The organism is Clostridium sp. UMB9555A (assembly GCF_030222355.1).
GTDB classification, from domain to species: domain Bacteria; phylum Bacillota; class Clostridia; order Clostridiales; family Clostridiaceae; genus Sarcina; species Sarcina perfringens.
In genome coordinates, this window is the sequence record NZ_JASORQ010000003.1 from 238,232 (window position 1) to 261,444 (window position 23,213).

Sequence of the window (23,213 nt, forward strand, 5' to 3'; positions counted from 1 at the left end):
AAGCTCCTTTGAATTAAGTCTCATTTTATATTTTTATAATATCAGATAATTAAACCCTTTACAAAATTGATTTAAGAGAAAATGCATATTATTTTCTCTATTTATCTTTTATTTTCTCTTCAATACTTAAATTTTTATGCAAACGTTTGCCCAATTTGCATGAGGAATCCTATCCTCTATCAATAAATTGAGTATCTACTATGCAATATCTTTTTCTATCTACTAAATTTCCATTTAAATAGTTTATTAGTAGCTTAGTCGCCTCATACCCTAATTCTCTTGCATTAATATCTATAGATGAAATTGGTGGATTTTGATATTTGGTCATAGGTGTATTATTAAAACCTACTATTTTTACGCCTTCAATTCCCTCTTCATTTAAAAATTTATTTGCTCCAAAAGCAAGTAAATCATCTGTTGTAACAACTATCTTAGGAATTTTTTTTGATATTATCTCCCTCATAGCCAAATATCCACATTCTTCTGAAAAATCTATCCCCTCAAAAACCACAGTTTTATCATAATTTAAATTATTTGCTTTAAAAGCGTCTTTAAACCCATTTAATCTATCTTTGGAAACATTCCAACTTCTTTTTCCTCCAATAAAAGCTAATTCATTATGCCCATCTTTTATAAATTTATCAACTAACTTAAACATAGCTTGGAAATTATCATTATCAACCCATAAAACATCTTCTTCATCTGGTCTTCCAATAACTACAAAGGGGAAATTTATGTCTTTTAAGTATTTTATAGTTCTGTCCTCTTCTCTAACGGATAGTAAACATAATCCTTCTAATAAATTATTACTTGCAAATTCCTTTATGGTCTTTAGTTCATCTTCATCATTTTTACTAAAAGCATACATGATATAGTATCCATTTTCCTCTGCTGACATGCTCATCCCTCTCATAGCTTCTACAAAAAAAGGATTTTTAAATGAATCGTCTGCCTCGTTAGGTAAAACTACCCCTAATATTTTTGTCTTATTATTAACAAGTCCTCTAGCTATAGCATTTGGTTTATAATTTAATTTTTTTATAGCTTTATTCACTTTTATTTTTGTTTCCTCACTAATTTTGGGGCTATCAGATAAAACTCTTGAAACAGTAGAAGGGGCTACATTGGCTTCTCTAGCCACATCTTTAATTGTAACTTTCACAAAATCACTCCTTCACAACTTAAAATATACCATAAAATTCTTCTACAATCTACAAAGTAATTTAATTATATAAAAGTACATATTTTATCGAATATATAATAAAAGCTTATGGAATTTTTGAGATTTCATAAGCTTTTATTCTATATAAATATATATTTTTAAATAGTCTTTCTCTCATTTCTTAATAACATACTAAGAGTTAAAGCAAGTCCTCCCCATAAAACAGTTGCTCCTATTAAAAAAAATACTATGGCTGTTGTATTCATTTTACTTCCTCCTATATTATATATTTTTAGCCTAATTTTATATATAAATCTTAAAATTTATTATTGATTGATTTTATGCATTGGAAATAAGCTCATCTTCTTCGAGATAATCTTCATTTTTTTTATTCTTCCAAGGTTTTTTCGCAATTATTAAAGCACAAATTATTCCAAAGGCTATTACACTCCATCCATAAGCTAATAATGCTGATAATTCATAACCACCATATGGGGTTTTTATTTCAGTTATTATATTTTGTGCTATCATGTATATTAAAAGAGTTGGTGTTACAAACTTAATAGTTATATCCCACCACTTTCCTACCTTAAAATGTGATATTCCATTTGCATGTTCTCTAATTTTTTCTGGAGTAACTATCCATCCAATTAATATAACCTCTAATAATCCAACCACTACTATTCCATAATTATTTATGAAAGCATCAACAATATCTAACATATAAAGACCTGCCCCTGTTGCAAAAGCAGAACTTATTAAGAATCCAATTATACACATTCCAGTTACGACTTTCTTTCTACTCCACCCAAATTTTTCTCTAAAAGGTGCTGAAACTGCTTCTGTTAATGAAACAGAAGAAGTTATTCCTGCAAATATTAAGCATAAAAAGAATAATGGCCCAAGTAATGAACCTACAGTTCCCATTTCACTAAATATTTGTGGAAAAGCTACAAAAGCAAGTCCAACTCCACTTGATACCACCTCTGAAACTGGTACCCCCTGAGATGTTGCCATAAATCCTAATATTGCAAAAACTGCTATAGCTGATAAAAATTCGAAGCTGCAATTAGCAAAAGCAGTTACGAAAGCACTATTATTTATATCAGTCTTTTTAGGTAAATAACTTGAATAGGTCATCATTATACCTATGGCTAAACTAAGTGAATAAAAGACCTGCCCATAAGCTGATATCCAAACTGAAGGTTTCATAACCATTTTCCAATCTGGAGTAAATAAAGTATTTAATCCTTCTGTTGCTCCATCTAAAGTTATTGATTTTACTGCTATTATTATCATTATTATAACTAATGTAGGTAGTAAAATTTTGTTTGCTTTTTCAATTCCTTTTTTAACTCCCTTATAACATATAAACCAATTTATAATCCAAATAAGTGCAATTCCACATAGTACATACCAAACAATTCCTCCAAATTCAAAAGGTGATGAACTTAATTTTAAAAAATCATTATGAAAAAATGCATTTGAATCACTTCCCCAACCCTTAGTGAAACTTAATGCAAAATAATTTGCTGCCCAACTTAAAATCATTGAATAATAAGCTACTATAATTGCTGAAGTTATTGTTGGCCACCAACCTATCCATTCCCATTTTTTAGATGCTCTTGCTATAGCAAGAGGTGTTGATCCTCTATATTTATGACCAAGAGAATATTCTAAAATTAAAAGTGGAATTCCTGCTGTAAATATTGCAAAGAAATATGGTATTAGAAATGCTCCCCCTCCATTTGAATAAGCTATATAAGGAAATCTCCAAATGTTACCTAACCCTACAGCTGAACCTATAGCTGCTAAAATAAAACCAACTTTCGATCCCCACTGCTCTCGTTTCTCCTCCATTTTAATGCCCCCTTTTTTTATCTTTTTATTTCCAATTGCTTTTATATATGATATTACAATATATTAATAATTTCAATAATTTATTATATAAATAACATATTTAAAACAAAATTATTATTACTATATTTATAAATTAACTATTTTATTATTATTTTATCATTTAAAACCCATATAAATTATGCTAAACATTAAGGTTAATATAAATGTTATATGATTTATATTAACCTTAATAACTTTTCAATTTATTATCTTTTATAAAATAAAAAGGTTATATCAAAAGTTTTATAAAAAAACCATTTTGATATAACCCCTTTTAAAATTATTATTTCATTAGTTTACATATATCGTTTGTGAAATCTACAGGATCTTCAATGCTTAACCCTTCAACAAGTAAAGCTTGATTATAAAGTAATTTTGTATATAGGTTAAATTTATCTTTATCCTTTTCAAGTGCATCCTTTAATGAGTTAAACACTTTATGATTTGTATTAACTTCTAATACTTTTTGTGCTTTAACTCCTTGATTATTAGGCATAGCACTTAATATTTTTTCCATTTCTATTGAAACTTCACCTTCTGAAGATAAACATACTGGATAGTTTTTAAGTCTACTTGAAGCTTTTACTGCACTTATTTTTTCTCCTAAAGCTTCCTTCATAGCTTCAAATATACCCTTGTTTTCTTCATTTTCCTTTTTGTTTTCTTCTTCTGATTCTATTCCTAAATCACCACTAGATACTGATTTGAATTCTTTTTCTTTGTAGTTCATAAGCATTTTTATTGCAAATTCATCTACATCCTCTGTGAAATAAAGAATTTCATAACCTTTGTCTAATACCATTTCAGTTTGTGGCATTTTCTCTATTCTTTCATTTGATTCACCAACAGCATAATAAATATATTTTTGGTCTTCAGCCATTCTTTCAACATATTCAGCTAGGCTTACCATTTTCTTTTCTTTAGATGAATAGAACATTAATAAATCTCTTAATTCATCTTTATTCATGCCAAAATCATCATAAACTCCGTATTTTAACTGTCTACCAAATGATTTATAGAATTTTTCATAACTTTCTCTATCATTTTTCATCATAGACTCTAATTCATTTTTGATTTTAGTTTTTATATTTTTAGCAATACGACTTAATTGTCTATCATGTTGAAGCATTTCCCTAGAAATATTAAGTGATAAATCTTGAGAATCTACTATACCTTTTACAAATCCAAAGTAATCTGGTAAAAGCTCTGAGCATTTTTCCATTATTAAAACACCATTTGAATATAATTCTAATCCTTTTTCATATTCCTTAGTGTAATAATCATATGGTATATTTTCTGGAATATAAAGAATTGAATTATAGCTTATCATACCATCAACACTTATGTGCATATGTCTTAAAGGCTTATCAAATCCAAATCTTTTTTCAACATAAAAATTATTGTAGTCATCATCAGTAAGTTCATTTTTATTTCTTCTCCATAAAGGAACCATGCTATTTACTGTTTCTTCTTCTACATATTCTTCATGTTCATTTTCTGTTCCCTCTTTAACTCTTGATTTAGTAACATCAAGTTTAATTGGATATCTTATAAAATCTGAATATTTCTTAATTAATGATTTTAATTTATATTCTTCTAAGAATTCATCATAATTTTCATCCTCATCATTTGCTTTTAGGTGTAAAATTATATCAGTTCCAAAAGAATCTTTTTCAGCTTCTGAAATTGTGTATCCATCCACTCCATCTGATTCCCACTTATATGCTTTATCTGCTCCAAAAGCTTTTGTTATTACTGTTATCTTATCTGCAACTAAGAATCCTGAATAGAATCCAACTCCAAATTGTCCTATAATATCAAAACCATCTTTGATTTCATTTTCTTTTTTAAACTGTAAAGAACCACTCTTAGCTATAACCCCTAGATTCTCATCAAGTTCCTTTTCTGTCATACCAATACCTTTATCTGATATTGTAAGGGTTCTTTCTTCTTTATTTGGTTTTATTTTTATATAATAATCATCTTTATTGAAAGTTAATGAACTATCTCCTAAAGTCTTATAATAAACCTTATCTATTGCATCACTAGCATTTGAAATTAATTCTCTTAAAAATATTTCCCTGTTTGTATAAATTGAGTTAATTACAATGTCTAATAGTCTTTTTGATTCTGCTTTAAATTCTCTTTTTTCCATTTTGAATTATTCCCTCCCAAAACAAAAAACTTCTTTGTTAGCACTCTAACATAACGAGTGCTAATCTCTATTTTTATATATAACACTTTTTGAAATTAATGTCAATATTTAATCTAAAATGAGGTTTTAACTTTTTTAATATTATTTTTAACAGCAAAATAGGTGTATAAAATTAACTTTATTTCCCCTACAAAGATTATAAAAATAATACTTCTTCAGGTTTTATAGTTAATTTAATACACCCATAAATTTAAAGTCAAACTCCTATATATTTAATTTTCAAATAAAAAGTCTTAAATATGTACTTATCAAATTGATATTCACTTAAATTTTACTTCCACAATAAGGGCAATAATTATAATCTCCCTCTACAGTTTTTCCACAATTAGGACAAACTTTTTTCACTGCTCTTTTTCCATAAACTTGCCCCTCTTGAATAAGAGTCATATCTTCTAGATTAACTTCATTAATTTCTCCATTTTCTATGGCTTTTCCCTTTTCCTTTGAAATTTCGTATATTGAATTACATCTTTTACACATAACATAATACTTTTCATTCCATCTAAAAATAGGAATAAAGAATATATGAAAATACTCATAACTCTTTATTAAAGTTCCCATAGTTTTTGTTGAACAAGTTTTACAATATATATTTTCTAATTGTTTTACTTCTTTTTGTTTATTTTCAATTCCAAATATACCAATAAAAAACATGCCATTCTCCTATAAATTTTATTATTACTTAAATATCATATTAGGATATATTTTTTTCAAAAATTCATCTGTATATTTCTTATCAAGAAACCTATCTAATGCATTTTTAGCTTTTATTCCTCTCATCCTTGCTACTTCTCTCCTTACAGCTAAAGATGATATTATGATATCTGGTATTAAAAGTATTAAAAACATTACTGTGATTATTTTTACTGTTTGAGAAGAAAATATCCCCATAAACTTATCGAATAATGGATAAATATCCTTTAAGAAAAATACTCCAAGAATTCCCCAAAAGACAGAATATTCAACACTTGTTCTTCCATATATGCTTAGAGCTTTACTATTATACTCCCAAGAAACACTACCAAACACCTTTTCTTGAACCCAAGAGCATAAATATTCAAAGGCTCCTCCAATAATTGCACTTATAAAAAATATTATTATTCCATTATAATCAATAAATCTATAAAGTAATAATGTAAGAGCAACTCCTCCTATGCCATATACAGGACTAATTGGTCCATAAATTAATCCTTTTCTACTTTCAAAGTATCCATTTCTTACATAACACCAAATCATTTCTACACAATATCCTAAAATAGATCCAATGGTAAATATCCATATTATTTTATAAATATTTATGGTACTACTAATATCCATACTATCTCCCCCTATATTAATTTATATAATAATATAACTTTCATAAAAAATTTATGTATCAATGATATTAAGTATTAATTAACCGTCCAAAAAAACACTTGCTTTAAATAAATTAAAGTAAGTGTTTTTTAATTTTTATTTTATTCGTATCCATTTACTATAACCTTAAGTTCTCCTGTGTGTGGATCAATTATAAGGCCATGAATATTTACATCACTAGGCATTAAGGGATGATTTTTTAATGATGTTACACTTTCTTTTACAGATTCTTCTACACATCCAAATCCATGAAGCCATTTTTCCACATCTATTCCACAATGTTTGATAGTTAAGATTGTCTCCTCTGATATTCCCCTATCTTCCATTTTGCTTATCATATCTTTAGAATTTAAATTACTCATACCACAGCCATGATGTCCTACAACTAAAACATCTTCTGCATTAAATTCATAAATAGCAACAAGTATACTTCTAACAATACTTCCAAAGGGATGCATTATTGTAGCCCCAGCATTTTTTATTATCTTTGCATCTCCATTTTTTATATTCATAGCTTTTGGCAGTAACTCAGTAAGCCTAGTATCCATGCAAGATAAAATTACTAATTTTTTCTCTGGCTTTTTAGTTGCTTTATATTTCTCATATTCCTTATTTTCCACAAAACTCTTATTAAATTCTAAAATCTCTTCTAGTCTTCTCACATTCTTTTCCATACTAAATACCTCTAAATAATATTTATTATTCTTTTAAATTAATTATTTATACTACTATACCACAAAGATTTAATTACATCCTAAAAAACTTTTTATATAAAAAAATTGATTTAAAGTCTTTACTCTAAACCCACTTAAAAATTCTCTCTTTATCACTTTTTATCTTCATTTAATTATACAAGTTGAATATATTAACTTATCTATTATTGTTTAATATTAATAAATAATACCCCAGTCCTCATATCCCTTATTTATTATATCTAGATATCTTTTATCTGGAGTTTTATCTCCTTTTTCATTCATAACATAAGCAAAAGCTTCATATGAAATTCCACTTATATCTTGTACAATAAGATCAATCTTCTCATATAAATCTGGATATTTTTCATACTTATCTAAATTCTTTAAATCATTTAGAGAAATTTCATAAATTGCACCATAAACCTTTTCACCTTCACAAGGTATTATATCTGCATATTTGTTATAAACTAATTTATAATCATCAAGATGTACACTTATCATAGGAATAGCTTCTGGACATCTTTTTTTCATTTGCTCTAAACATAAATTACTTCCATAAGCAAAATAGACCATATACTCTCCACCTTTTCTTTGTCCTTATTACATATTATTCCACATAATCTATAATACGTTAATTAATTTTAACATAATATAGCAAATTAACTCTACCAAAATTTAAATTTCAGTAAAGTTAATTTCTTTGTTTTATAAAAATCTATGTAATATTGCCAAATACTACTTCTTAATAGATTTATTATATATGATCTATATTCCTATTTTAATATCTTTTAACACATAAAATAGGAATATAATTTTTAACTTATAGTTTTAATAAGCTTTTTACTCTCATCTTCAATTTCTTCTATTGATTTATGAATATAGATTGCATTTCCACAAGCATATATATTTTTATTTGAAGTTTCTAAATTTTCATCTACAGCTGGACCAGTTGTATTTGGATTTAATTTAAGTCCACTTCTTAATGCAACTAATCCATCTGAAATCATTGGATAAGCAAAAATTACTGTATCACATTTTATATTTTTCTTTTCATCACCATTTTTTATAGTTACAGAACTTACTCTTCCTTCTCCATGTATTGCAATAATTTCATATCCAGGGTATAAATTTTCACTTAAATTAAAAACTTCATTTTTATTTTTATCTGTTATGATTCCAGAAACCTTAATATTATGCTTTTTTAAATCCTCTTGAATCATATAAAGAGTACTATCTCCTACTATGAAGATATTTCTTCCTGGAACCATATTTTTAATTCCCAAAATCTTTTTAGCCATTCCTACAGTTAAAACTCCTGCTGTACGATCCCCTGGAATTTGAACTGCATTTCTACTTTTTTCTTTTCCACCATTAGCAATTATTATGTTTTTACCTTTTATTTTCTCTACGCCACATTCACTACTTGTACAAAGTATTTCATTTGAATCTTCTATTTTTAAAACCATAGTATTTAATTTAACATCAATATTAAGCTCATTAAATTCTTTTAATAAACTTTCTTTATATTCTATACCTGTTAAATTACCCTTTTCGCTTATATTGTAATCAGCTGAATTTAAAGCTCCACCTAAAATTGGATCTTTCTCTACTAAAAGAATATTTTTTATTCCGTCCTTTTTACCATTAATAGCTGAAAGAAGACCTGATGCTCCTCCCCCAATTATAATTAAATCATATTCTCTCATAGTCTTAATCCTCCTTAAAACCAATTACTGGTGAACCTTCACTATTTTTATTTATGTCACTTATGTCTATTCCTAATTCTCTACTTAGTATTTTACTTATAGGAAGTGTGCATCCAATTCCTTGACATCCTCCCATTGAAGCTCTAGCTCTTCTCTTAATTGCATCAACTGTAAGAGCTTTTATAGGTCTATGAATAGCTTCTACTATTTCACCTTCAGTGACAAGCTCACACTTACAAACCATATGTCCATATTCAGGCTTTTCCTTTATTAATCTATTTTTTTCTTCTAAAGAAAGTTCTGCAAATCTAGCTATCTTCTCCCTAGTTTTTTTGAAATTTTTCTTTTCAACTAAATCTAATCTTTCTTTAATCATATTAACCACATATACTCCTATTGCTGGAGCTGCAGTTAATCCTGGTGAATCTATTCCTATAACATTAATAAAGTTTTTAGCATCCTCTACTTCTTCTATTATGAAATCTCCATGGTTAGTCTTAGGTCTTATTCCTGAGAATGTATTTAAAATCCTAGCTACTGGTAATTCTTCAAGGGATTTTTTGCTCTTATCTAAAATTTCATCTATACCCTCTCTAGATGTTTCTAAGGTTTTTCCTTCTACTGCATTAGGTCCTACTAAAAGATTTCCTTCTGCCGTTGGAGTAACTAAAACTCCCTTACTTAATTTATTTGGAACTTGGAATAAAGTTTTATTAATCATAGCTCCTGCTACTTTATCAAATAAACAATATTCCCCTTTTACAGGATTTATTTCTCTCTTAGTCATGCTTACAAGATTATTTAAGAAAGCTCCTTCTAATCCTGATGCATTTATTATAATTTTTCCACTTACTAATTCTTTATTATTTAAAGTTACTTTATATCCTTCAGATATTTTTTCTATATTAGTAACCTTTGAGTTTAATTTAAATTCAACTCCATTTTCTGCAGCATTTTCTGCTAAAGCTATTGTCATTTCATATGGACTAACTATTCCAGAAGTTTTTACATTTAAAACTCCAACTATTTCTTTATTTAAATTAGGTTCAATGTTTAAAGCTTCTTCTCTAGTTAATATTTCAAGGCCTTCAACTCCAAGCTTTTCTCCATTTTCCTTTAAACTTTCTAATATATTCATATCTTCATCTGAAAAAGCTAAAATAAATGCACCATTTCTTTTAAAAGGAAATTGTAAATCTCTTGATAAATCATCAAAGATTTTATTTCCTTCTATGTTTAATTTAGCTTTTAAAGTACCTATTTTTTCATTATAGCCTGCGTGTACTATACCACTGTTTCCCTTTGATATTCCCTCTGATACATCACTATTTTTTTCAACCACTAAGACATCTAAGTTATATTTTGATAATTCTCTAGCTATAGAGCATCCAACTACTCCAGCCCCTATTACTATAATATCTCTCATACTGTATCTCCTTTTAAAACAAATTTTACTTTAACAAAAATTTATATTTTCCAAGTTAACAACACTTTTATAAATAACTTTATATACCTAAAACTCTCCCTAGCTTTAAACAGAATTTAATAAAATCTATTAAGCTTGTCCACAATTTTAAAGTACAAATTTTCTTATAGCCTCTGCAACGCCGCCATGCTTATTGTCTGATGTTACATAATTTGCAACCTCTTTCACTGAATCTATAGCATTTCCCATAGCAACACCAGTTCCAGCCCAAGTTATCATTGATAAATCATTTTCGCTATCACCTATACACATTACTTCCTCTTGAGAAACACCTAAATATTTTGCAAGCATTTGAACAGCTTCTCCCTTTGAACTTCCCTTTTTCATGATTTCAAAGTTATCATCCCAAGAAGAAACAACTTCTAAATCAGTTGTACAAGCTATTAATTCTTCTTTTGCTTCTTTTAATTTATCTTTAAATTCTTTTTCTACACAAACACCCTTTAATATTTCTCCGTAATACTTTTTGAATGCTTCATCTAAGTCCTTAACAACCTCTAATCTCACTTGTTTATCTTTAGGTAAAGTTCTATTTAAAACCTTATAAACATGATTTTCTGGTAATTCTACTGTTGAAACAATTCCCCAGTTTGTAGTTACATATGTAAATAAATTATTTTTCTTAGTTATTATATTAAAATCCTCTAAATCACTTTGTTTAAGAGGGTTATTATATATTTCTTCGTCATTTACTCCTCCAATATAAGCTCCATTACTAGCTATAATTGGAGTTTTTAAACCTATTGTGTCTGAGTACATTCTTGCACAATCATAAATTCTTCCTGTGGTTATGGCTACTATTGCTCCCTTTTCTACAGCTTCTTTTATTGCCTTTTTATCTTCTTCTGCAACATTTTGCTGATCCATAAGTAAAGTACCATCCATATCAATGCATATTAATTTTATACTCATACTAAACACTTCTTTCTTTTGTAGATTATTTCTGTCTGCATTTTTATTATAAATCTACATAATAAATAAGTTAAATATTTGTTTTTTATAATTGTAATAAGTTATTACCTATAGTTTTAATAAAAGAAACAAATAAAAAAAGCATAGAAAAAATTTTAAACTTTCTACGCTTCTTGTTCTATATACTATTTTATTCCCTGCTCAAAAGCAAAGAATTTATCTTCATCATATCTCTTTCTAATCTCTCTTAGCTTGTCCTTGTTTTCTCCATAATATTCTTCTTCATAATCCTTAAGGTCTTTAAAAGGAAAGTTTATAAATGATCCAGTAGTTATACTTTCTATGTATTTAAAATTATTTTTAATCCATTTTATATTTTCTTCTGCAAAAATATCATCTTCCCAAACAGATTGTATTCCCATAATAAATCTTGCATCTCTATAGTAAAAAGCTGATGAATTCTTATGAACATCTTTTACTGCTCCACCAAGACCATAAAATGATATGGCCGTATAGTATGCTCCCTCTGCTCTATTTGAAACTATATCTATAAGTTTCTCTATTTCACATTTATCATAATCTCTAAATACAAATCTTCCTGTTGATTTATATTTTTCATAAGGAGGATGACTATATTCAATCTTTCTATTAGCTTCTAAAACTCTCATATAACTTAAATTAAAATTAACCCTTGTTGGTAGCTTAAATGGAAGTAATATTTCATTAGCTTCTTCTTTATGTCCATAAAATAATCCTGTAATCTTAACTCCAATTCCCTTATCCTTTGAATTGTAGATAGCTGTTTTTAAGTTCATTCTCCTATCTAAGTTTTTGAACTTTTTTTGTAATGTTCTTATTACATAAACCAATTCTTCTTTTTCCGCATTAGGGTAATCTATATCTATTAAAGTTGCCATTTCTATTTTTTGAGGAATTTTAAAGGTCATTGAAACAACCACTCCAAAATTTCCACCTCCGCCCCCTTTGGCAGCCCAGAATAAATCAGAATTATCATATTCATTAGCTATGATAATTTCCCCTTTGCTATTTATAAACTTTACCTCTAAAAGATTGTCACATCCAAGTCCAAATAATCTACTTGAATATCCCCAACCTCCACCAAGGGCAAAGCCTACTACACCAACTGTAGGGCATCCTCCCCCTGGAAATGGATATCCTAAAACACCTAAGGCTTCATATATTTCTTCATTCTTAACGCCACCTTCTATAGTGACCTTCATATTTTCTTCATCAATTATTATATTATTCATTTTACTTAAATCTATTACTAATACATCATTTCCTATGGAGTATCCTTCATAGTTATGACGTCCAACTCTTATTCTAAATGGAATATTATTTTCTTTAGCCCATTCTAAAGCATTTTTTACATCATCAATATTATTACAAAAAACTATTCCTAAAGGATATTTTTTTATAGCTCTATTCCAAGATTCTATACTTTTTTCATACTCTATATTTTCTCTAGTTATTAAATCACCAGTCAATTTAGAACAATCAACCTTTTCCATACTCTCACCTTCTATACTAAATACTCTATTTAATGATGATATCATAAGTTCTTTATTTATAAAATAAAAAAAATAAGTGAAAGATTATAACTTTAGTTAATTTAACTAAATTAATCCTTCACCTTTTTTATTTATATAAGAGAATTATCATAGAAATTACCCATAACCTCAACAGTTGGTTGTATATTTACAAATGCTTCTGGGTCTATATCCATGACATTTTTCTTAACAATTAATAATTCATGCTTTGAAATTACTGTGGTAATTGAGCTTAATGGTTCATTAGTATATCCACCATAAAGATTTCTACCAATTGTAACTCCTCTCATTTGACTCTTAATCAAACTATCAACAACTTCTTTTTCTTTTTTAGTATAAATTGTTACTGTAAGTTTATATTGTTGAATGTAAAATAAGTCTATAACTTTAGTAGTTACGTAAATTGAAACTAAGCTATATAAAGCTAATTCCCATCCATAAACTAATCCTGCAACTAATAATATTATTCCATTTACTATAAATCCTAGTTGACCAACTGACTTTCCTGTCATTTTTTGAACAACTAAAACTATAATATCTGTACCTCCAGTAGAGAAGCCTGCTCTAAAGCACATTCCAACTCCAGCTCCCATAAGAACTCCTCCAAAGATGGCGTTTAAAAGTTGGTTATTAGTAACCTCTCTTGTTGGAATAAATCCTATAAAAAATGATAATGAAATTATAGAAAGAAAACTATACAAGGTAAATTTCTTTCCTAATTTTCTAAAGGATAAATAAGCAAGTGGTAGATTTAAAATTAAAACCCATGTTGAAATATCAATGTTTACATTAAAGAAATCTCCACCAATAGATGATAATAGCTGTGATACTCCTGTAACACCTGATGAATAAATATGTGCAGGTGTTAGGAAAAAGTTAACCCCAATTCCAGCTAAAGCCCCAAAAAGAATTATAGCAGTAATTCTATAGACAATCTGATAAATTCTTCCGTTCTTTTTATTCACTCACTTCACTCCGTTCAAAATTATTTTTTCATTGTAAATTATTGCTTGTAAATTTGCTTAATTTATTATATCATCATTAAAATTCTTTTAAAGTGTTTTATTTACTCTTTTTGCAATTTATGATATTTTGCGCTTTCTAATATCTATTTATTATTTTATATACATTTAAGTTTAAATATTAATATTCGATACTAGTTTATTATTTGTGTCTAAAGAAAAAATTTACGAAACAAAGTGAATTATTCTCTATTTTATTTAACTAACTTCTAAAACTTCTTCTTTGTTCTTTTCAAAGAATGATTTTAAAACTAAACCTAATCCTAAACCAAATAGGGCTGGCAATACCCATCCTAATCCTTTTGAATAGAAAGGTAAATTTTCAAAAATTCTATTTAAAAATTCTATATTAATACCTGTACCATTTAAAGCATGAATAACACTAACTATTGTTGTAAATGCTATGGTTGTAGTATAAACCATTGAGTTTCCTTTTATATATTTATCTAACATTGCTAAGACAATAAGCATTATTGCCATAGGATAAATTGCATTTAAAACTGGAACTGATACTGCTAATATTTTATTTAATCCCATATTAGCTAAGATCATACTTGTTAATGTTAATATTCTAACCCAAGAAAGATAATTTATTTTTTTAGTCAAAGTTTGAAAGTATTGGCTACAAGATGTAATGAGACCTACGCAAGTTGTTAAGCAAGCTAATGTAAATATTACCGCTAACAAAATAGCTCCTGGTTTTCCAAAAATATATGTGATTATATTACTAAGAGTTTGTGCTCCATTTTCAGTTAAACCAAATCTTCCACCACTAGTTGCTCCAAGATGAGCAAGCATTGAGTATATTACTATTAATAATCCTCCAGCAATTACCCCCGCTTTCACAGATGTTTTTACAACAAATTTTTCTTCTTTTACTCCCTTAGACTTTATTACAAGTGCTATTACAATTCCAAAGTTTAAGGCAGCTATTGTATCCATAGTCATATATCCATCTAAAAATCCACTTATAAATGGTGATTCTTTATAAACTCCTGTAACCTCTCCATATGCTCCTAAAGGTTTAAAAATACTTGCTACGAAAATTAATCCTATTAATACAAGTAAGCTTGGAGTTAATACTTTACCCATTCTATCTACTAACTTTGCCGGTGATAAAGATAGCCAGTATGCAACTGCGAAAAATACAAAAGTATATAAAAATAATGCTAAATTATTAGATATAAGTCCTTCTGGTAAAAATGGCGCAACTGCCATCTCAAATGGAAGACTTCCTGCTCTAGGTATTCCTAAACCAGGTCCTATTGAAATATAGATAAGAACTGTGAAAAATGTTGCAAAGACAGGATTTACTCTACTTGCTAATGCATGTAATCCTCCTGATTTTGCCACAGCAATTACCCCTAGTACTGGAAATCCTACTGCCGTAACAAAAAATCCTAAAATAGTAATCCAAGTAGCACTTCCAGCTGCTTGACCTAAGAATGGTGGAAAAATTAAATTCCCTGCTCCAAAAAATAATGAAAATAACATTAAACTTACTAATAATAAATCTTTTCTTGATAAATCTTTCATAAACAATGACCCCATTTCTTTTTTATTAACTATATTTTTTCCGTAAAAATATAGTTTTTAATTATTTTAATCACTATAAAAAATTATAATTTCTCCTTCTATGTCCATGAAAAAACCCCCTTTAAAAATAAAAATACCTCGTCCCTATAAAAGGGACGAGGTTTAATCGCGTTACCACCCTAATTCTATAAATATAACCTAAAAAAATAGATTTAATTTATAGCACTCTTAAAATACGTACTAAATAATACGCTTTTCCTGTAACGGTGAAAATCCGATAAAACTTACTAAAATATAGCTTCAGCTTTACTTCTCCGAGATGATTTTCAGATATACCTTGAACATTGACTTTCAGCAAATTATCAACTCTCTGTGGATCAATAAATATGTCTTACTTTTTCTCTTCATAGAATTTAAATTTGAATTTATAAGTATATTATCTCTTATTTTTCTACCTGTCAACTACAAGTGTGTTTTTTATTTATTTTCTACTTTTTTATATAATATATTAATAAAAAATAAATTATATCGAATTATATTTTCCAATTTAAAACAAAATTCATTTCTAAAATTCACCTTAAAATTTAAAAAATCATATTAATTTCTTTAAAACAGTAGCTACTTTAGATAAATATTTTTTAAAATATATCTTAAAAATATAAAAAATAAAAGGTAATATATCAGCTAAATCTTATGCTTAGCTTTTAATATACACCTTTTAAAAGTTTTATCTCCTAACACTTCACTTGAAAATTTTCCTATATTTAGTCCCTATTTTTTCTATTAATAAATTTCTTAATTCATCTACTAAAGAACTTTCTAAATCAATTTTTCTTATTATTGAAGCCTGTCTTCTATTAAAATATATTATAAAATAATCCTTAGTCTCTATTACCTCATAAAATTTATAATATTTAATCTTGCTTTTACCCTTAAATGCTGTACTTTTAATTACTAAAATATTATCAAAAAATTCTAAAGTTTCTATAGATTTTAAAACACCAGCTTTATCAGCCTTTTCCCTTTCCCTACTTTGAAATTCAATTTTCACAACTATTGAAAATAAAGTTATGATTAATAATATTAACCAATAAATTAAAAAGCTTTTTAATTCAAAAATCCTATTATAAGAAACAAATCCAGCCATTAAAGCTGTAATTACTATAATAGTAGGGATTGTAAATTTCTTTCTTAAAAAAGTTGCTATGTACAGAAATCTACTATAATCTTTTTTATCTATAGATGTCTTTATTGTGAATAATTTTTTATCACTCATGCCTTGCTCCTTACCTCTTCCATTAGTATATGTAGAATATTTTATCAAAATATATAAAAGTAATAAATACAAAAATCATAAAGTCAAATAAAAATATGTAAAAAGAAAACCTATAAATACATCTAGAGAATTATTTAATTTTTTTAAATATTCTCTTCATAATATTTATAAGTTTATCTTAAATTTCTTTTAATATAATTATGTATTACCTGCAACAAACATTACATGGATCACTTTTACCACTTTCAGCCTGTGTTCCACTGTATATTTTTTTACTTCTTTTTAAGGTTGTACAATTAGATCTTTTATGATAGCTTTTTCCACCACTTGTCCAATAAACTATTTCTCCTGAACCAGCTGTTTTAGGTGTTGAATCTCCTGAAGAATTAGCTAAATTTGATGGATCACCAGAGGATTTGTTTGTATTCTTGCTGTTATTATCTGATGTACTATTACTATTTTCAACAGTTTTATTTTTAGAGTTCTCTTCTGCTTTTTTTGATTCTTCTTGTTCAATTCTAGCTTGTTCCTCTTTTTTATCTTTTAAATTATCTAATTCTTTTTGTTTATCTTGTACATCTTTATTTAAGATATTGTTCTCATTTTGTAATTTATCTACTTCTTCCTGAATTGATTTAATCTCTGTATTATTTTTTAAGGAAGGTATTTTATATTCTAACTCATTAACTTTAAGAGCTACTTCATTAAATTCCTGTGAATAATCTTTAACCATGAGACTAGGTGAAATTCCTAAAATTAACGCTAATATAAGAGCTATCTTATGAGTCTTTATAAATTTTATAATTTTTTCTACCATACGCTCCTACTCCTAATTCAAACTTTTTATTTCTTCATTTAATGAATTTAATTTGTTTTGTAAATCTCCATTGCTTTTAGTTAAGTTCTCTTTTTTTGAATTTAAAGCATTAGTATCATTACTTATCCTTTCATTTAATGAATCATACTCTTTTTGAAGATTATCATACTTATCTTTCATAGCAGTATATTCACTATATGTTTTATAAACCCGTGGCTGTAAAAAGCTAAATACAATAGCAAAAACCATAGTAAAAATAAAGAAAGTTCCTATTTGTTTAAGAGCTCTTATTACAAAATTCTTTTTAACTTTTTCATCTGTAATTTGCATTTTTATCCCCCTCTCAATACCACTAACATTTTATCATAATTTATACATAAATTTCATTATGATATAATTTTCTATAAATTAAATCATTCATATAACGCACTACAAATAGGCTATTTTAAACTAATTAAAAATAATTTAAAAATAAAATAAATTTATTATAGCGAACAATATAAACTATTGATATTTGAATTTTTCGTGATATAATAAATATATTAAATTTTAACTCGTATATAATCGGTAATATGGTCCGAAAGTTTCTACCTGCTAACCGTAAAATAGCAGACTACGAGGAGTTGTACTCTAATTCTAGTATTTCTAGTTTTTAAAGCAACACCTCTAAAAAGGTGTTGTTTTTTTATTAAGTATAACTTCCTAAAAGTTATAAGAAACCTTTCTTTATATGAGTTTTAAGGTTTAAAGTATATTATTCCAATAAAAAATTCTCTTAAAATACTTTTTAATAGAACTCATATTTTTTATTTTAAAACTTATAGGGAATTTTTATTTTGGATATAAATTTAAATCTTAATATGTAAATTCTAAAAAACTATAAGGAGATGAAATTATGGAAAAGCAAAACTTAAAAAACACGGAAGTTAACTTAATCTATGGAGTAGACGATGATTTAGATTTGCCAAAAAAAGTTCTCTTTGGACTTCAACATATATTTGCTGCTTTTGGTGGAATTATAGTAGTACCCTTAGTTATTGCAACTTCTCTTGGCTTTGATAGTAAAGTAACAACAGCCTTAATAAGTGCTTCTATACTTGGTTCTGGACTAGCTACAATTATTCAAGCTAAAGGAGTTGGCAAAGTTGGAGCAAGAGTGGCCTGTATTATGGGTACTGACTTTACCTTTGTATCACCTGCAATTTCAGTTGGCTCAGTTCTTGGATTACCTGGAATAATTGGAGCTACAATACTCGGATCTTTATTTGAAGTTATTTTAAGTTTCTTTATAAAACCTTTAATGAAATTTTTCCCACCTCTTGTTACAGGTACCGTAGTTGCCTTAATAGGATTAACTTTACTTCCTGTATCAATTGATTGGGCCGCTGGTGGTGCTGGCTCAGCTAATTATGCTAGTTTAGAAAACTTAGCTGTGGCTATGTTTGTATTAGTAATAACTCTTTTACTTAATAACTATGGAAAAGGAATGATTAGTAGTGCCTCAATACTTATAGGTATAGTTGTAGGATATATAGTTTGTATTCCACTTGGACTAGTTGACTTTACTCCTGTAAAGGAAGCAAGTTGGCTATCATTCCCTAAGATCCTTGAATTCGGAGTAACTTTTGATGCTAAGGCAGTTATGGCCTTTATACCTGCTTACTTTGTAGCTACAATAGGAACTGTAGGATGTTTAAAGGCTATTGGAGAAACATCTAATATTGATATTGGTGATAAGAGAGTGGCCGCTGGAGTATTATCTGATGGTGTAGGAAGTGCCTTAGGTGGACTAGTAGGTTCTTGTCCTAATACTTCTTTTAGCCAAAATATAGGTATTATTTCCCTAACTAAGGTAGCTAGCCGTCATGTAGCTGTAATGGCTGGAATACTATTAGTTATCCTTGGATTCTTACCTAAAGTGGCTGCCATAATAACAGGAATACCAAATCCAGTTTTAGGTGGCGTAGGTATAATGATGTTTGGAACAGTTGCGGCAGCTGGTATCAGAACACTAAGTAATATAAAACTTACAGAGCGTAATCTTTTAATAATAGCTATTTCCATGGGACTTGGACTAGGAGTTACATTTAGACCTGATGTAATTCATAACCTTCCAGAAGCAATTAGAATGATCTTCTCTTCTGGAATCTCAACTGGAACAATAGCTGCCCTAATCCTAAATGCAGTATTAAAAGAAAGTCAAACATCAATGGAATTTGAAAATATGTATGATGAAGAAAAAAAGGCTAGTTAAAAACTAAATATATTTTTATTACATAATATACAAATAAAACTTATAAATAAATTCCGAGAATTACTGAATTTCGCTAAGAATTTATAGCAATTACTCCGAAGATTTTACTAAAGCGAAAAACTCCCTTCGGTCAAACAGTTTCGCTTCTTAACGTAAAATCTTCTACGTAATAGCTTAAATTCTAAAGCTCATTCAGATATTCTCTTCATATTATTTATAAGTTTTATTTTAGTTTTAATATAAACAAGTTTTTAATCTATATATCTAAAATTTTTCATGCTTATGTCTAATACTTTAAAGGAATGGGTAACTGCTCCTGTTGATATAAAATCAACTCCTGTTTCAGCTATTTCTCTAATATTATCTAAGGTTACATTTCCTGAAGCTTCTACCTCTGATCTATTATCTATTAACTTTACAGCTTCTTTTAAGGTTTTTATGTCCATATTATCTAACATTATTATATCTGCCTTTGCTTCTAAAGCCTCATTTAATTGCTCAATGCTTTCAACTTCAACTTCTATTTTTCTAACGAAGGGAGAATTTTTTCTTGCTAGAGAAACTGCATTCTTTATTCCACCTGCTGCCTCTATGTGATTATCCTTTATCATAACCCCATCATTTAATCCAAATCTATGGTTAGTTCCTCCTCCAACCTTCACTGCATATTTTTCAAAAATTCTCATATTAGGAGTAGTTTTTCTTGTGTCTAAAAGCTTAACTTTTGTTCCCTCTAATCTTCCAACAAATTCTCTAGTAAGGGTTGCTATTCCACACATTCTTTGCATATAGTTTAAAGCAACTCTTTCCCCCATAAGAATTTTTTTTGCATCTCCAGAAACCTGACCAAAGTGCTGCCCCTTTTCAACCTGATCTCCATCACTTACTGAAAAATCTACTTCTACATCTCCTAAAATCTTAAAAACCATTTTGAAAACTTCTGTACCTGCTATTACCCCTTTTTCCTTAGCTATAATATCAACCTTAGCTATTTTGTGATCTAATACTACTGACTCCGTTGTTATATCTCCATATTGTAAATCCTCATTAAGAGCTCTTTTTACATTCCCCTCCACAAGTAACCAATTCATCCTTAATATCTCCTCTCAGCCTACAGATTTCATCAATTAATATTTTCCTATTTAACAATCTGTATTTATCTAAATCTTCACATTCTCTCTCTTCTATAATAAGCTCTAAATCATCTATATAACTATTAATTTCTAAGGCCCCTCTTCTTGAAAAAACCAAAGCTTCTAATAAAGAATTACTAGCAAGTCTATTAGCACCATGAACTCCTGTACAGCTTGTCTCCCCCAAAGCATATAAATTTTCCATAGAAGTTTTTCCATTTAAATCAACCTTAATTCCCCCCATGAAATAATGCTGAGCTGGGGCTACAGGTATTGGCTCTTTACTTATATCAATTCCTTCATCTAAGCACTTATTATATATATTAGGGAATCTATTTTGTAAAAAACTCTTTTCCATAAATGACACATCTAAAAATACATTATTAGAATTCGTTTTTTTCATTTCTTCATATATTTTTTTAGCAACTATATCCCTTGGTAATAACTCATCTACAAATCTTTCTCCATTACAGTTTATGAGTTTTCCTCCTTCTCCTCTAACAGATTCAGAAATTAAAAATCTTTTTTCCTCTGATTTTTTTGAGAAAAATGCAGTAGGGTGAATTTGTATATAAGAAAGATCCTTTATTTCTATATTATTTCTAATTGCAACCCCTATGCTATCTCCAGTTATGATTCTTTCATTAGTAGATTTTTTAAATAAACCACCAATTCCACCTGTGGCTAAAATCACCACTTTAGCATAAATACTTAAATTTTCTCCATCTTTATTAAATAAAGCCCCTATGCATCTATTATCCCTATGATATATATCAACCATTTCACAATCTTCTATTATTTTTATATTTTTTCTTCTTTTCACATTCTCTAAAAGAATATCTTCAACATGCTTTCCAGTAATATCTTTGTGATAAACAATTCTATTTATTTCATGTGCACCTTCTTTTGTAAAAAGAACTCCATTTTTGTCCTTTTCAAAATTAGCTCCTAAATCCATAAGTTTATTTATATTATCCATTGATTCTTCAACTAAAACCCTAACAGAATCAATGTTATTTTCATACTTTCCAGCTTTTAAAGTATCTTCAATGAATGACTGAAAATCTTCTTTTCCTCTAGCTACTGCAATTCCCCCCTGAGCTAGGGAAGAATTGCATAAATTAACTGACTTTTTTGAAACCATAATTATTTCTAAATCTTCTCTTAAGTTTAATGAGGCATATAGTCCTGCTACCCCACTTCCAACTATCAATACATCAGCTACCCTTTTCATAGTTTTAGCCCCCAAGTTTATGCATATTTTTTAATGAATTATATGCCTTTAATCTTAAATCCTCATCTATTTCAATTTTATTTTCCATTTTTAAAAGACTTTCATAAAGATCCTTTAAGGTAGTCATTTTCATATTTCTACAAACCATCTTTCCATATGGAATATAAAATTCTTTTTCCTCTCCATTTTTTCTCAACTGATGAAGTACCCCTTCTTCTGTTATTATAATAAATTTTTTATTTGAAGAACTATTTACAAAATTTATTATTTCACTAGTACTTCCTATGAAATCAGAAATATCTCTTATCTCCTTACTACACTCTGGATGAGCTACTGTTAAAATTCCTTCATGCTCACTTTTTAATCTTAAAATTTCTTCTTTTTGAATGGCTTCATGGACTATACAAAATCCATTCCATAATATAAACTTTTTATCTGGTGTTTTCTCCTGAATATAAGACCCTAAATTTCTATCAGGTAAAAATATAATTTCTTTTTCTTCTAAATTATTTATTATGTTTTCAGCATTAGATGAAGTGCAGCAAACATCAGATAAGGCTTTTACTTCAGTTGAAGAATTTATATAACAAACAACCTTAGCATTTGGATGTTCCTCTTTCAATTTAGCTAGTCCCTCTTCTGTAGCCATGTCTGCCATAACACAACCTGCTTCCATAACTGGTAATATAACCGTTTTTTCTGGTGAAAGTATCTTTGCACTTTCCGCCATAAATTTAACCCCACAAAAAACTACTATATTTTCTTCACAATCCTTTGCTATTTTACTTAAGTAATATGAATCGCCTACATAATCAGCAATCTCCTGTATTTCAGGAATTTGATAATAATGTGCTAATATAATAGCTCCCTTCTCTTTTTTTAACTTTAATATTTCGTCCCTTATATCCATTTTGTCTCCCCCAATTTATGTATTTTAAT

Annotated in this window: 21 protein-coding genes, 1 riboswitch and 1 other annotated feature; of the genes, 1 reads left to right on the top strand and 20 read right to left on the bottom strand. The window is 28.0% G+C overall.

Annotated elements, in window-relative coordinates; translation table 11 throughout:
- Nucleotides 1–169: 169 nt before the first annotated feature.
- The 17 genes from QP548_RS11105 to QP548_RS11185 all read right to left on the bottom strand — a co-directional run bounded on the left by QP548_RS11105 (nucleotide 170) and on the right by QP548_RS11185 (nucleotide 17,983).
- Nucleotides 170–1,162: a LacI family DNA-binding transcriptional regulator gene (locus tag QP548_RS11105; RefSeq protein WP_061426342.1), complete on the bottom strand. Its 993-nt coding sequence runs from the start codon at nucleotides 1,160–1,162 to the stop codon at nucleotides 170–172.
- Between the two features lie 158 nt (nucleotides 1,163–1,320).
- Nucleotides 1,321–1,428 carry a MetS family NSS transporter small subunit gene (locus tag QP548_RS11110; RefSeq protein ID WP_124045798.1) on the bottom strand — a complete coding sequence of 36 codons (108 nt, stop codon included), beginning with the start codon at nucleotides 1,426–1,428 and terminating at the stop codon, nucleotides 1,321–1,323.
- Nucleotides 1,429–1,501: 73 nt separating this feature from the next.
- On the bottom strand, nucleotides 1,502–3,022 hold the full coding sequence (locus tag QP548_RS11115; protein WP_061426341.1) for a sodium-dependent transporter: 1,521 nt from the start codon (nucleotides 3,020–3,022) through the stop codon (nucleotides 1,502–1,504).
- A gap of 322 nt (nucleotides 3,023–3,344) precedes the next feature.
- The gene (gene htpG, locus QP548_RS11120) at nucleotides 3,345–5,216 is read right to left on the bottom strand and encodes a molecular chaperone HtpG (RefSeq protein WP_061426340.1); all 1,872 of its coding nucleotides are present in this window, start codon (nucleotides 5,214–5,216) and stop codon (nucleotides 3,345–3,347) included.
- Between the two features lie 324 nt (nucleotides 5,217–5,540).
- Nucleotides 5,541–5,930, bottom strand: a complete 390-nt coding sequence (locus QP548_RS11125) for a zinc ribbon domain-containing protein (RefSeq protein WP_061426339.1) — start codon at nucleotides 5,928–5,930, stop codon at nucleotides 5,541–5,543.
- Nucleotides 5,931–5,954: 24 nt separating this feature from the next.
- A complete protein-coding gene (locus QP548_RS11130; RefSeq protein WP_061426338.1) occupies nucleotides 5,955–6,593 on the bottom strand; it encodes a putative ABC transporter permease in 639 nt (212 codons plus the stop codon).
- A gap of 140 nt (nucleotides 6,594–6,733) precedes the next feature.
- Nucleotides 6,734–7,306 carry a beta-class carbonic anhydrase gene (locus QP548_RS11135; RefSeq protein WP_081109929.1) on the bottom strand — a complete coding sequence of 191 codons (573 nt, stop codon included), beginning with the start codon at nucleotides 7,304–7,306 and terminating at the stop codon, nucleotides 6,734–6,736.
- A 216-nt stretch (nucleotides 7,307–7,522) separates the two neighbouring features.
- A complete protein-coding gene (locus QP548_RS11140; protein ID WP_061426337.1) occupies nucleotides 7,523–7,900 on the bottom strand; it encodes a gamma-glutamylcyclotransferase family protein in 378 nt (125 codons plus the stop codon).
- 242 nt (nucleotides 7,901–8,142) lie between these two features.
- Nucleotides 8,143–9,033 carry an NAD(P)/FAD-dependent oxidoreductase gene (locus QP548_RS11145; protein WP_061426336.1) on the bottom strand — a complete coding sequence of 297 codons (891 nt, stop codon included), beginning with the start codon at nucleotides 9,031–9,033 and terminating at the stop codon, nucleotides 8,143–8,145.
- Nucleotides 9,034–9,037: 4 nt separating this feature from the next.
- Entirely contained in the window at nucleotides 9,038–10,459 is a 1,422-nt protein-coding gene (locus QP548_RS11150; protein ID WP_061426335.1) for an NAD(P)/FAD-dependent oxidoreductase, read from the bottom strand.
- A 147-nt stretch (nucleotides 10,460–10,606) separates the two neighbouring features.
- A complete protein-coding gene (locus tag QP548_RS11155; protein ID WP_075808036.1) occupies nucleotides 10,607–11,431 on the bottom strand; it encodes a Cof-type HAD-IIB family hydrolase in 825 nt (274 codons plus the stop codon).
- Nucleotides 11,432–11,616: 185 nt separating this feature from the next.
- Nucleotides 11,617–12,963, bottom strand: a complete 1,347-nt coding sequence (locus QP548_RS11160) for an FAD-dependent oxidoreductase (protein ID WP_061426333.1) — start codon at nucleotides 12,961–12,963, stop codon at nucleotides 11,617–11,619.
- Between the two features lie 131 nt (nucleotides 12,964–13,094).
- Nucleotides 13,095–13,967, bottom strand: coding sequence for a YitT family protein (locus tag QP548_RS11165; RefSeq protein ID WP_061426332.1), 873 nt, complete (start codon nucleotides 13,965–13,967; stop codon nucleotides 13,095–13,097).
- A 255-nt stretch (nucleotides 13,968–14,222) separates the two neighbouring features.
- Complete coding sequence (gene brnQ, locus QP548_RS11170; RefSeq protein WP_061426331.1) at nucleotides 14,223–15,560, bottom strand: branched-chain amino acid transport system II carrier protein; 1,338 nt, start codon at nucleotides 15,558–15,560, stop codon at nucleotides 14,223–14,225.
- 148 nt (nucleotides 15,561–15,708) lie between these two features.
- Nucleotides 15,709–15,977 (bottom strand) — a binding site (T-box leader).
- Between the two features lie 325 nt (nucleotides 15,978–16,302).
- Nucleotides 16,303–16,836 carry a YcxB family protein gene (locus QP548_RS11175; protein WP_061426330.1) on the bottom strand — a complete coding sequence of 178 codons (534 nt, stop codon included), beginning with the start codon at nucleotides 16,834–16,836 and terminating at the stop codon, nucleotides 16,303–16,305.
- 205 nt (nucleotides 16,837–17,041) lie between these two features.
- Nucleotides 17,042–17,653: a coiled-coil domain-containing protein gene (locus QP548_RS11180; RefSeq protein ID WP_061426329.1), complete on the bottom strand. Its 612-nt coding sequence runs from the start codon at nucleotides 17,651–17,653 to the stop codon at nucleotides 17,042–17,044.
- 12 nt (nucleotides 17,654–17,665) lie between these two features.
- Nucleotides 17,666–17,983: a hypothetical protein gene (locus QP548_RS11185; protein WP_061426328.1), complete on the bottom strand. Its 318-nt coding sequence runs from the start codon at nucleotides 17,981–17,983 to the stop codon at nucleotides 17,666–17,668.
- Between the two features lie 204 nt (nucleotides 17,984–18,187).
- Nucleotides 18,188–18,289, top strand: a riboswitch (purine riboswitch).
- Between the two features lie 259 nt (nucleotides 18,290–18,548).
- On the opposite strand from QP548_RS11185, the gene QP548_RS11190 reads away from it, so the two are divergent.
- Complete coding sequence (locus tag QP548_RS11190; RefSeq protein WP_075808035.1) at nucleotides 18,549–19,907, top strand: uracil-xanthine permease family protein; 1,359 nt, start codon at nucleotides 18,549–18,551, stop codon at nucleotides 19,905–19,907.
- A gap of 251 nt (nucleotides 19,908–20,158) precedes the next feature.
- Here QP548_RS11190 and nadC read toward each other — a convergent pair whose 3' ends face one another.
- Genes nadC through nadA form a run of 3 tightly spaced genes read right to left on the bottom strand, consistent with a single transcriptional unit; the run spans nucleotide 20,159 to nucleotide 23,184 of the window.
- Nucleotides 20,159–20,998: a carboxylating nicotinate-nucleotide diphosphorylase gene (nadC, locus tag QP548_RS11195; protein WP_061426326.1), complete on the bottom strand. Its 840-nt coding sequence runs from the start codon at nucleotides 20,996–20,998 to the stop codon at nucleotides 20,159–20,161.
- Nucleotides 20,955–22,274: an L-aspartate oxidase gene (locus QP548_RS11200; RefSeq protein ID WP_061426325.1), complete on the bottom strand. Its 1,320-nt coding sequence runs from the start codon at nucleotides 22,272–22,274 to the stop codon at nucleotides 20,955–20,957. The genes nadC and QP548_RS11200 overlap by 44 nt, the downstream gene beginning before the upstream one ends.
- A gap of 4 nt (nucleotides 22,275–22,278) precedes the next feature.
- Nucleotides 22,279–23,184: a quinolinate synthase NadA gene (gene nadA / locus QP548_RS11205; RefSeq protein ID WP_061426324.1), complete on the bottom strand. Its 906-nt coding sequence runs from the start codon at nucleotides 23,182–23,184 to the stop codon at nucleotides 22,279–22,281.
- Nucleotides 23,185–23,213 lie beyond the last annotated feature (29 nt).

Bases quoted from the DNA above. Each gene is read 5' to 3' on its own strand.
- QP548_RS11110 (WP_124045798.1), bottom strand. From the start codon at position 1,428: ATGAATACAACAGCCATAGTATTTTTTTTAATAGGAGCAACTGTTTTA.
- QP548_RS11150 (WP_061426335.1), bottom strand. From the start codon at position 10,459: ATGAGAGATATTATAGTAATAGGGGCTGGAGTAGTTGGATGCTCTATA.
- QP548_RS11190 (WP_075808035.1), top strand. From the start codon at position 18,549: ATGGAAAAGCAAAACTTAAAAAACACGGAAGTTAACTTAATCTATGGA.
- QP548_RS11155 (WP_075808036.1), bottom strand. From the start codon at position 11,431: ATGAGTATAAAATTAATATGCATTGATATGGATGGTACTTTACTTATG.
- QP548_RS11180 (WP_061426329.1), bottom strand. From the start codon at position 17,653: ATGGTAGAAAAAATTATAAAATTTATAAAGACTCATAAGATAGCTCTT.
- QP548_RS11175 (WP_061426330.1), bottom strand. From the start codon at position 16,836: ATGAGTGATAAAAAATTATTCACAATAAAGACATCTATAGATAAAAAA.
- QP548_RS11200 (WP_061426325.1), bottom strand. From the start codon at position 22,274: ATGAAAAGGGTAGCTGATGTATTGATAGTTGGAAGTGGGGTAGCAGGA.
- QP548_RS11130 (WP_061426338.1), bottom strand. From the start codon at position 6,593: ATGGATATTAGTAGTACCATAAATATTTATAAAATAATATGGATATTT.
- QP548_RS11125 (WP_061426339.1), bottom strand. From the start codon at position 5,930: ATGTTTTTTATTGGTATATTTGGAATTGAAAATAAACAAAAAGAAGTA.
- QP548_RS11160 (WP_061426333.1), bottom strand. From the start codon at position 12,963: ATGGAAAAGGTTGATTGTTCTAAATTGACTGGTGATTTAATAACTAGA.
- nadC (WP_061426326.1), bottom strand. From the start codon at position 20,998: ATGAATTGGTTACTTGTGGAGGGGAATGTAAAAAGAGCTCTTAATGAG.
- brnQ (WP_061426331.1), bottom strand. From the start codon at position 15,560: ATGAAAGATTTATCAAGAAAAGATTTATTATTAGTAAGTTTAATGTTA.
- QP548_RS11185 (WP_061426328.1), bottom strand. From the start codon at position 17,983: ATGCAAATTACAGATGAAAAAGTTAAAAAGAATTTTGTAATAAGAGCT.
- htpG (WP_061426340.1), bottom strand. From the start codon at position 5,216: ATGGAAAAAAGAGAATTTAAAGCAGAATCAAAAAGACTATTAGACATT.
- QP548_RS11145 (WP_061426336.1), bottom strand. From the start codon at position 9,033: ATGAGAGAATATGATTTAATTATAATTGGGGGAGGAGCATCAGGTCTT.
- QP548_RS11135 (WP_081109929.1), bottom strand. From the start codon at position 7,306: ATGGAAAAGAATGTGAGAAGACTAGAAGAGATTTTAGAATTTAATAAG.
- QP548_RS11115 (WP_061426341.1), bottom strand. From the start codon at position 3,022: ATGGAGGAGAAACGAGAGCAGTGGGGATCGAAAGTTGGTTTTATTTTA.
- QP548_RS11140 (WP_061426337.1), bottom strand. From the start codon at position 7,900: ATGGTCTATTTTGCTTATGGAAGTAATTTATGTTTAGAGCAAATGAAA.
- nadA (WP_061426324.1), bottom strand. From the start codon at position 23,184: ATGGATATAAGGGACGAAATATTAAAGTTAAAAAAAGAGAAGGGAGCT.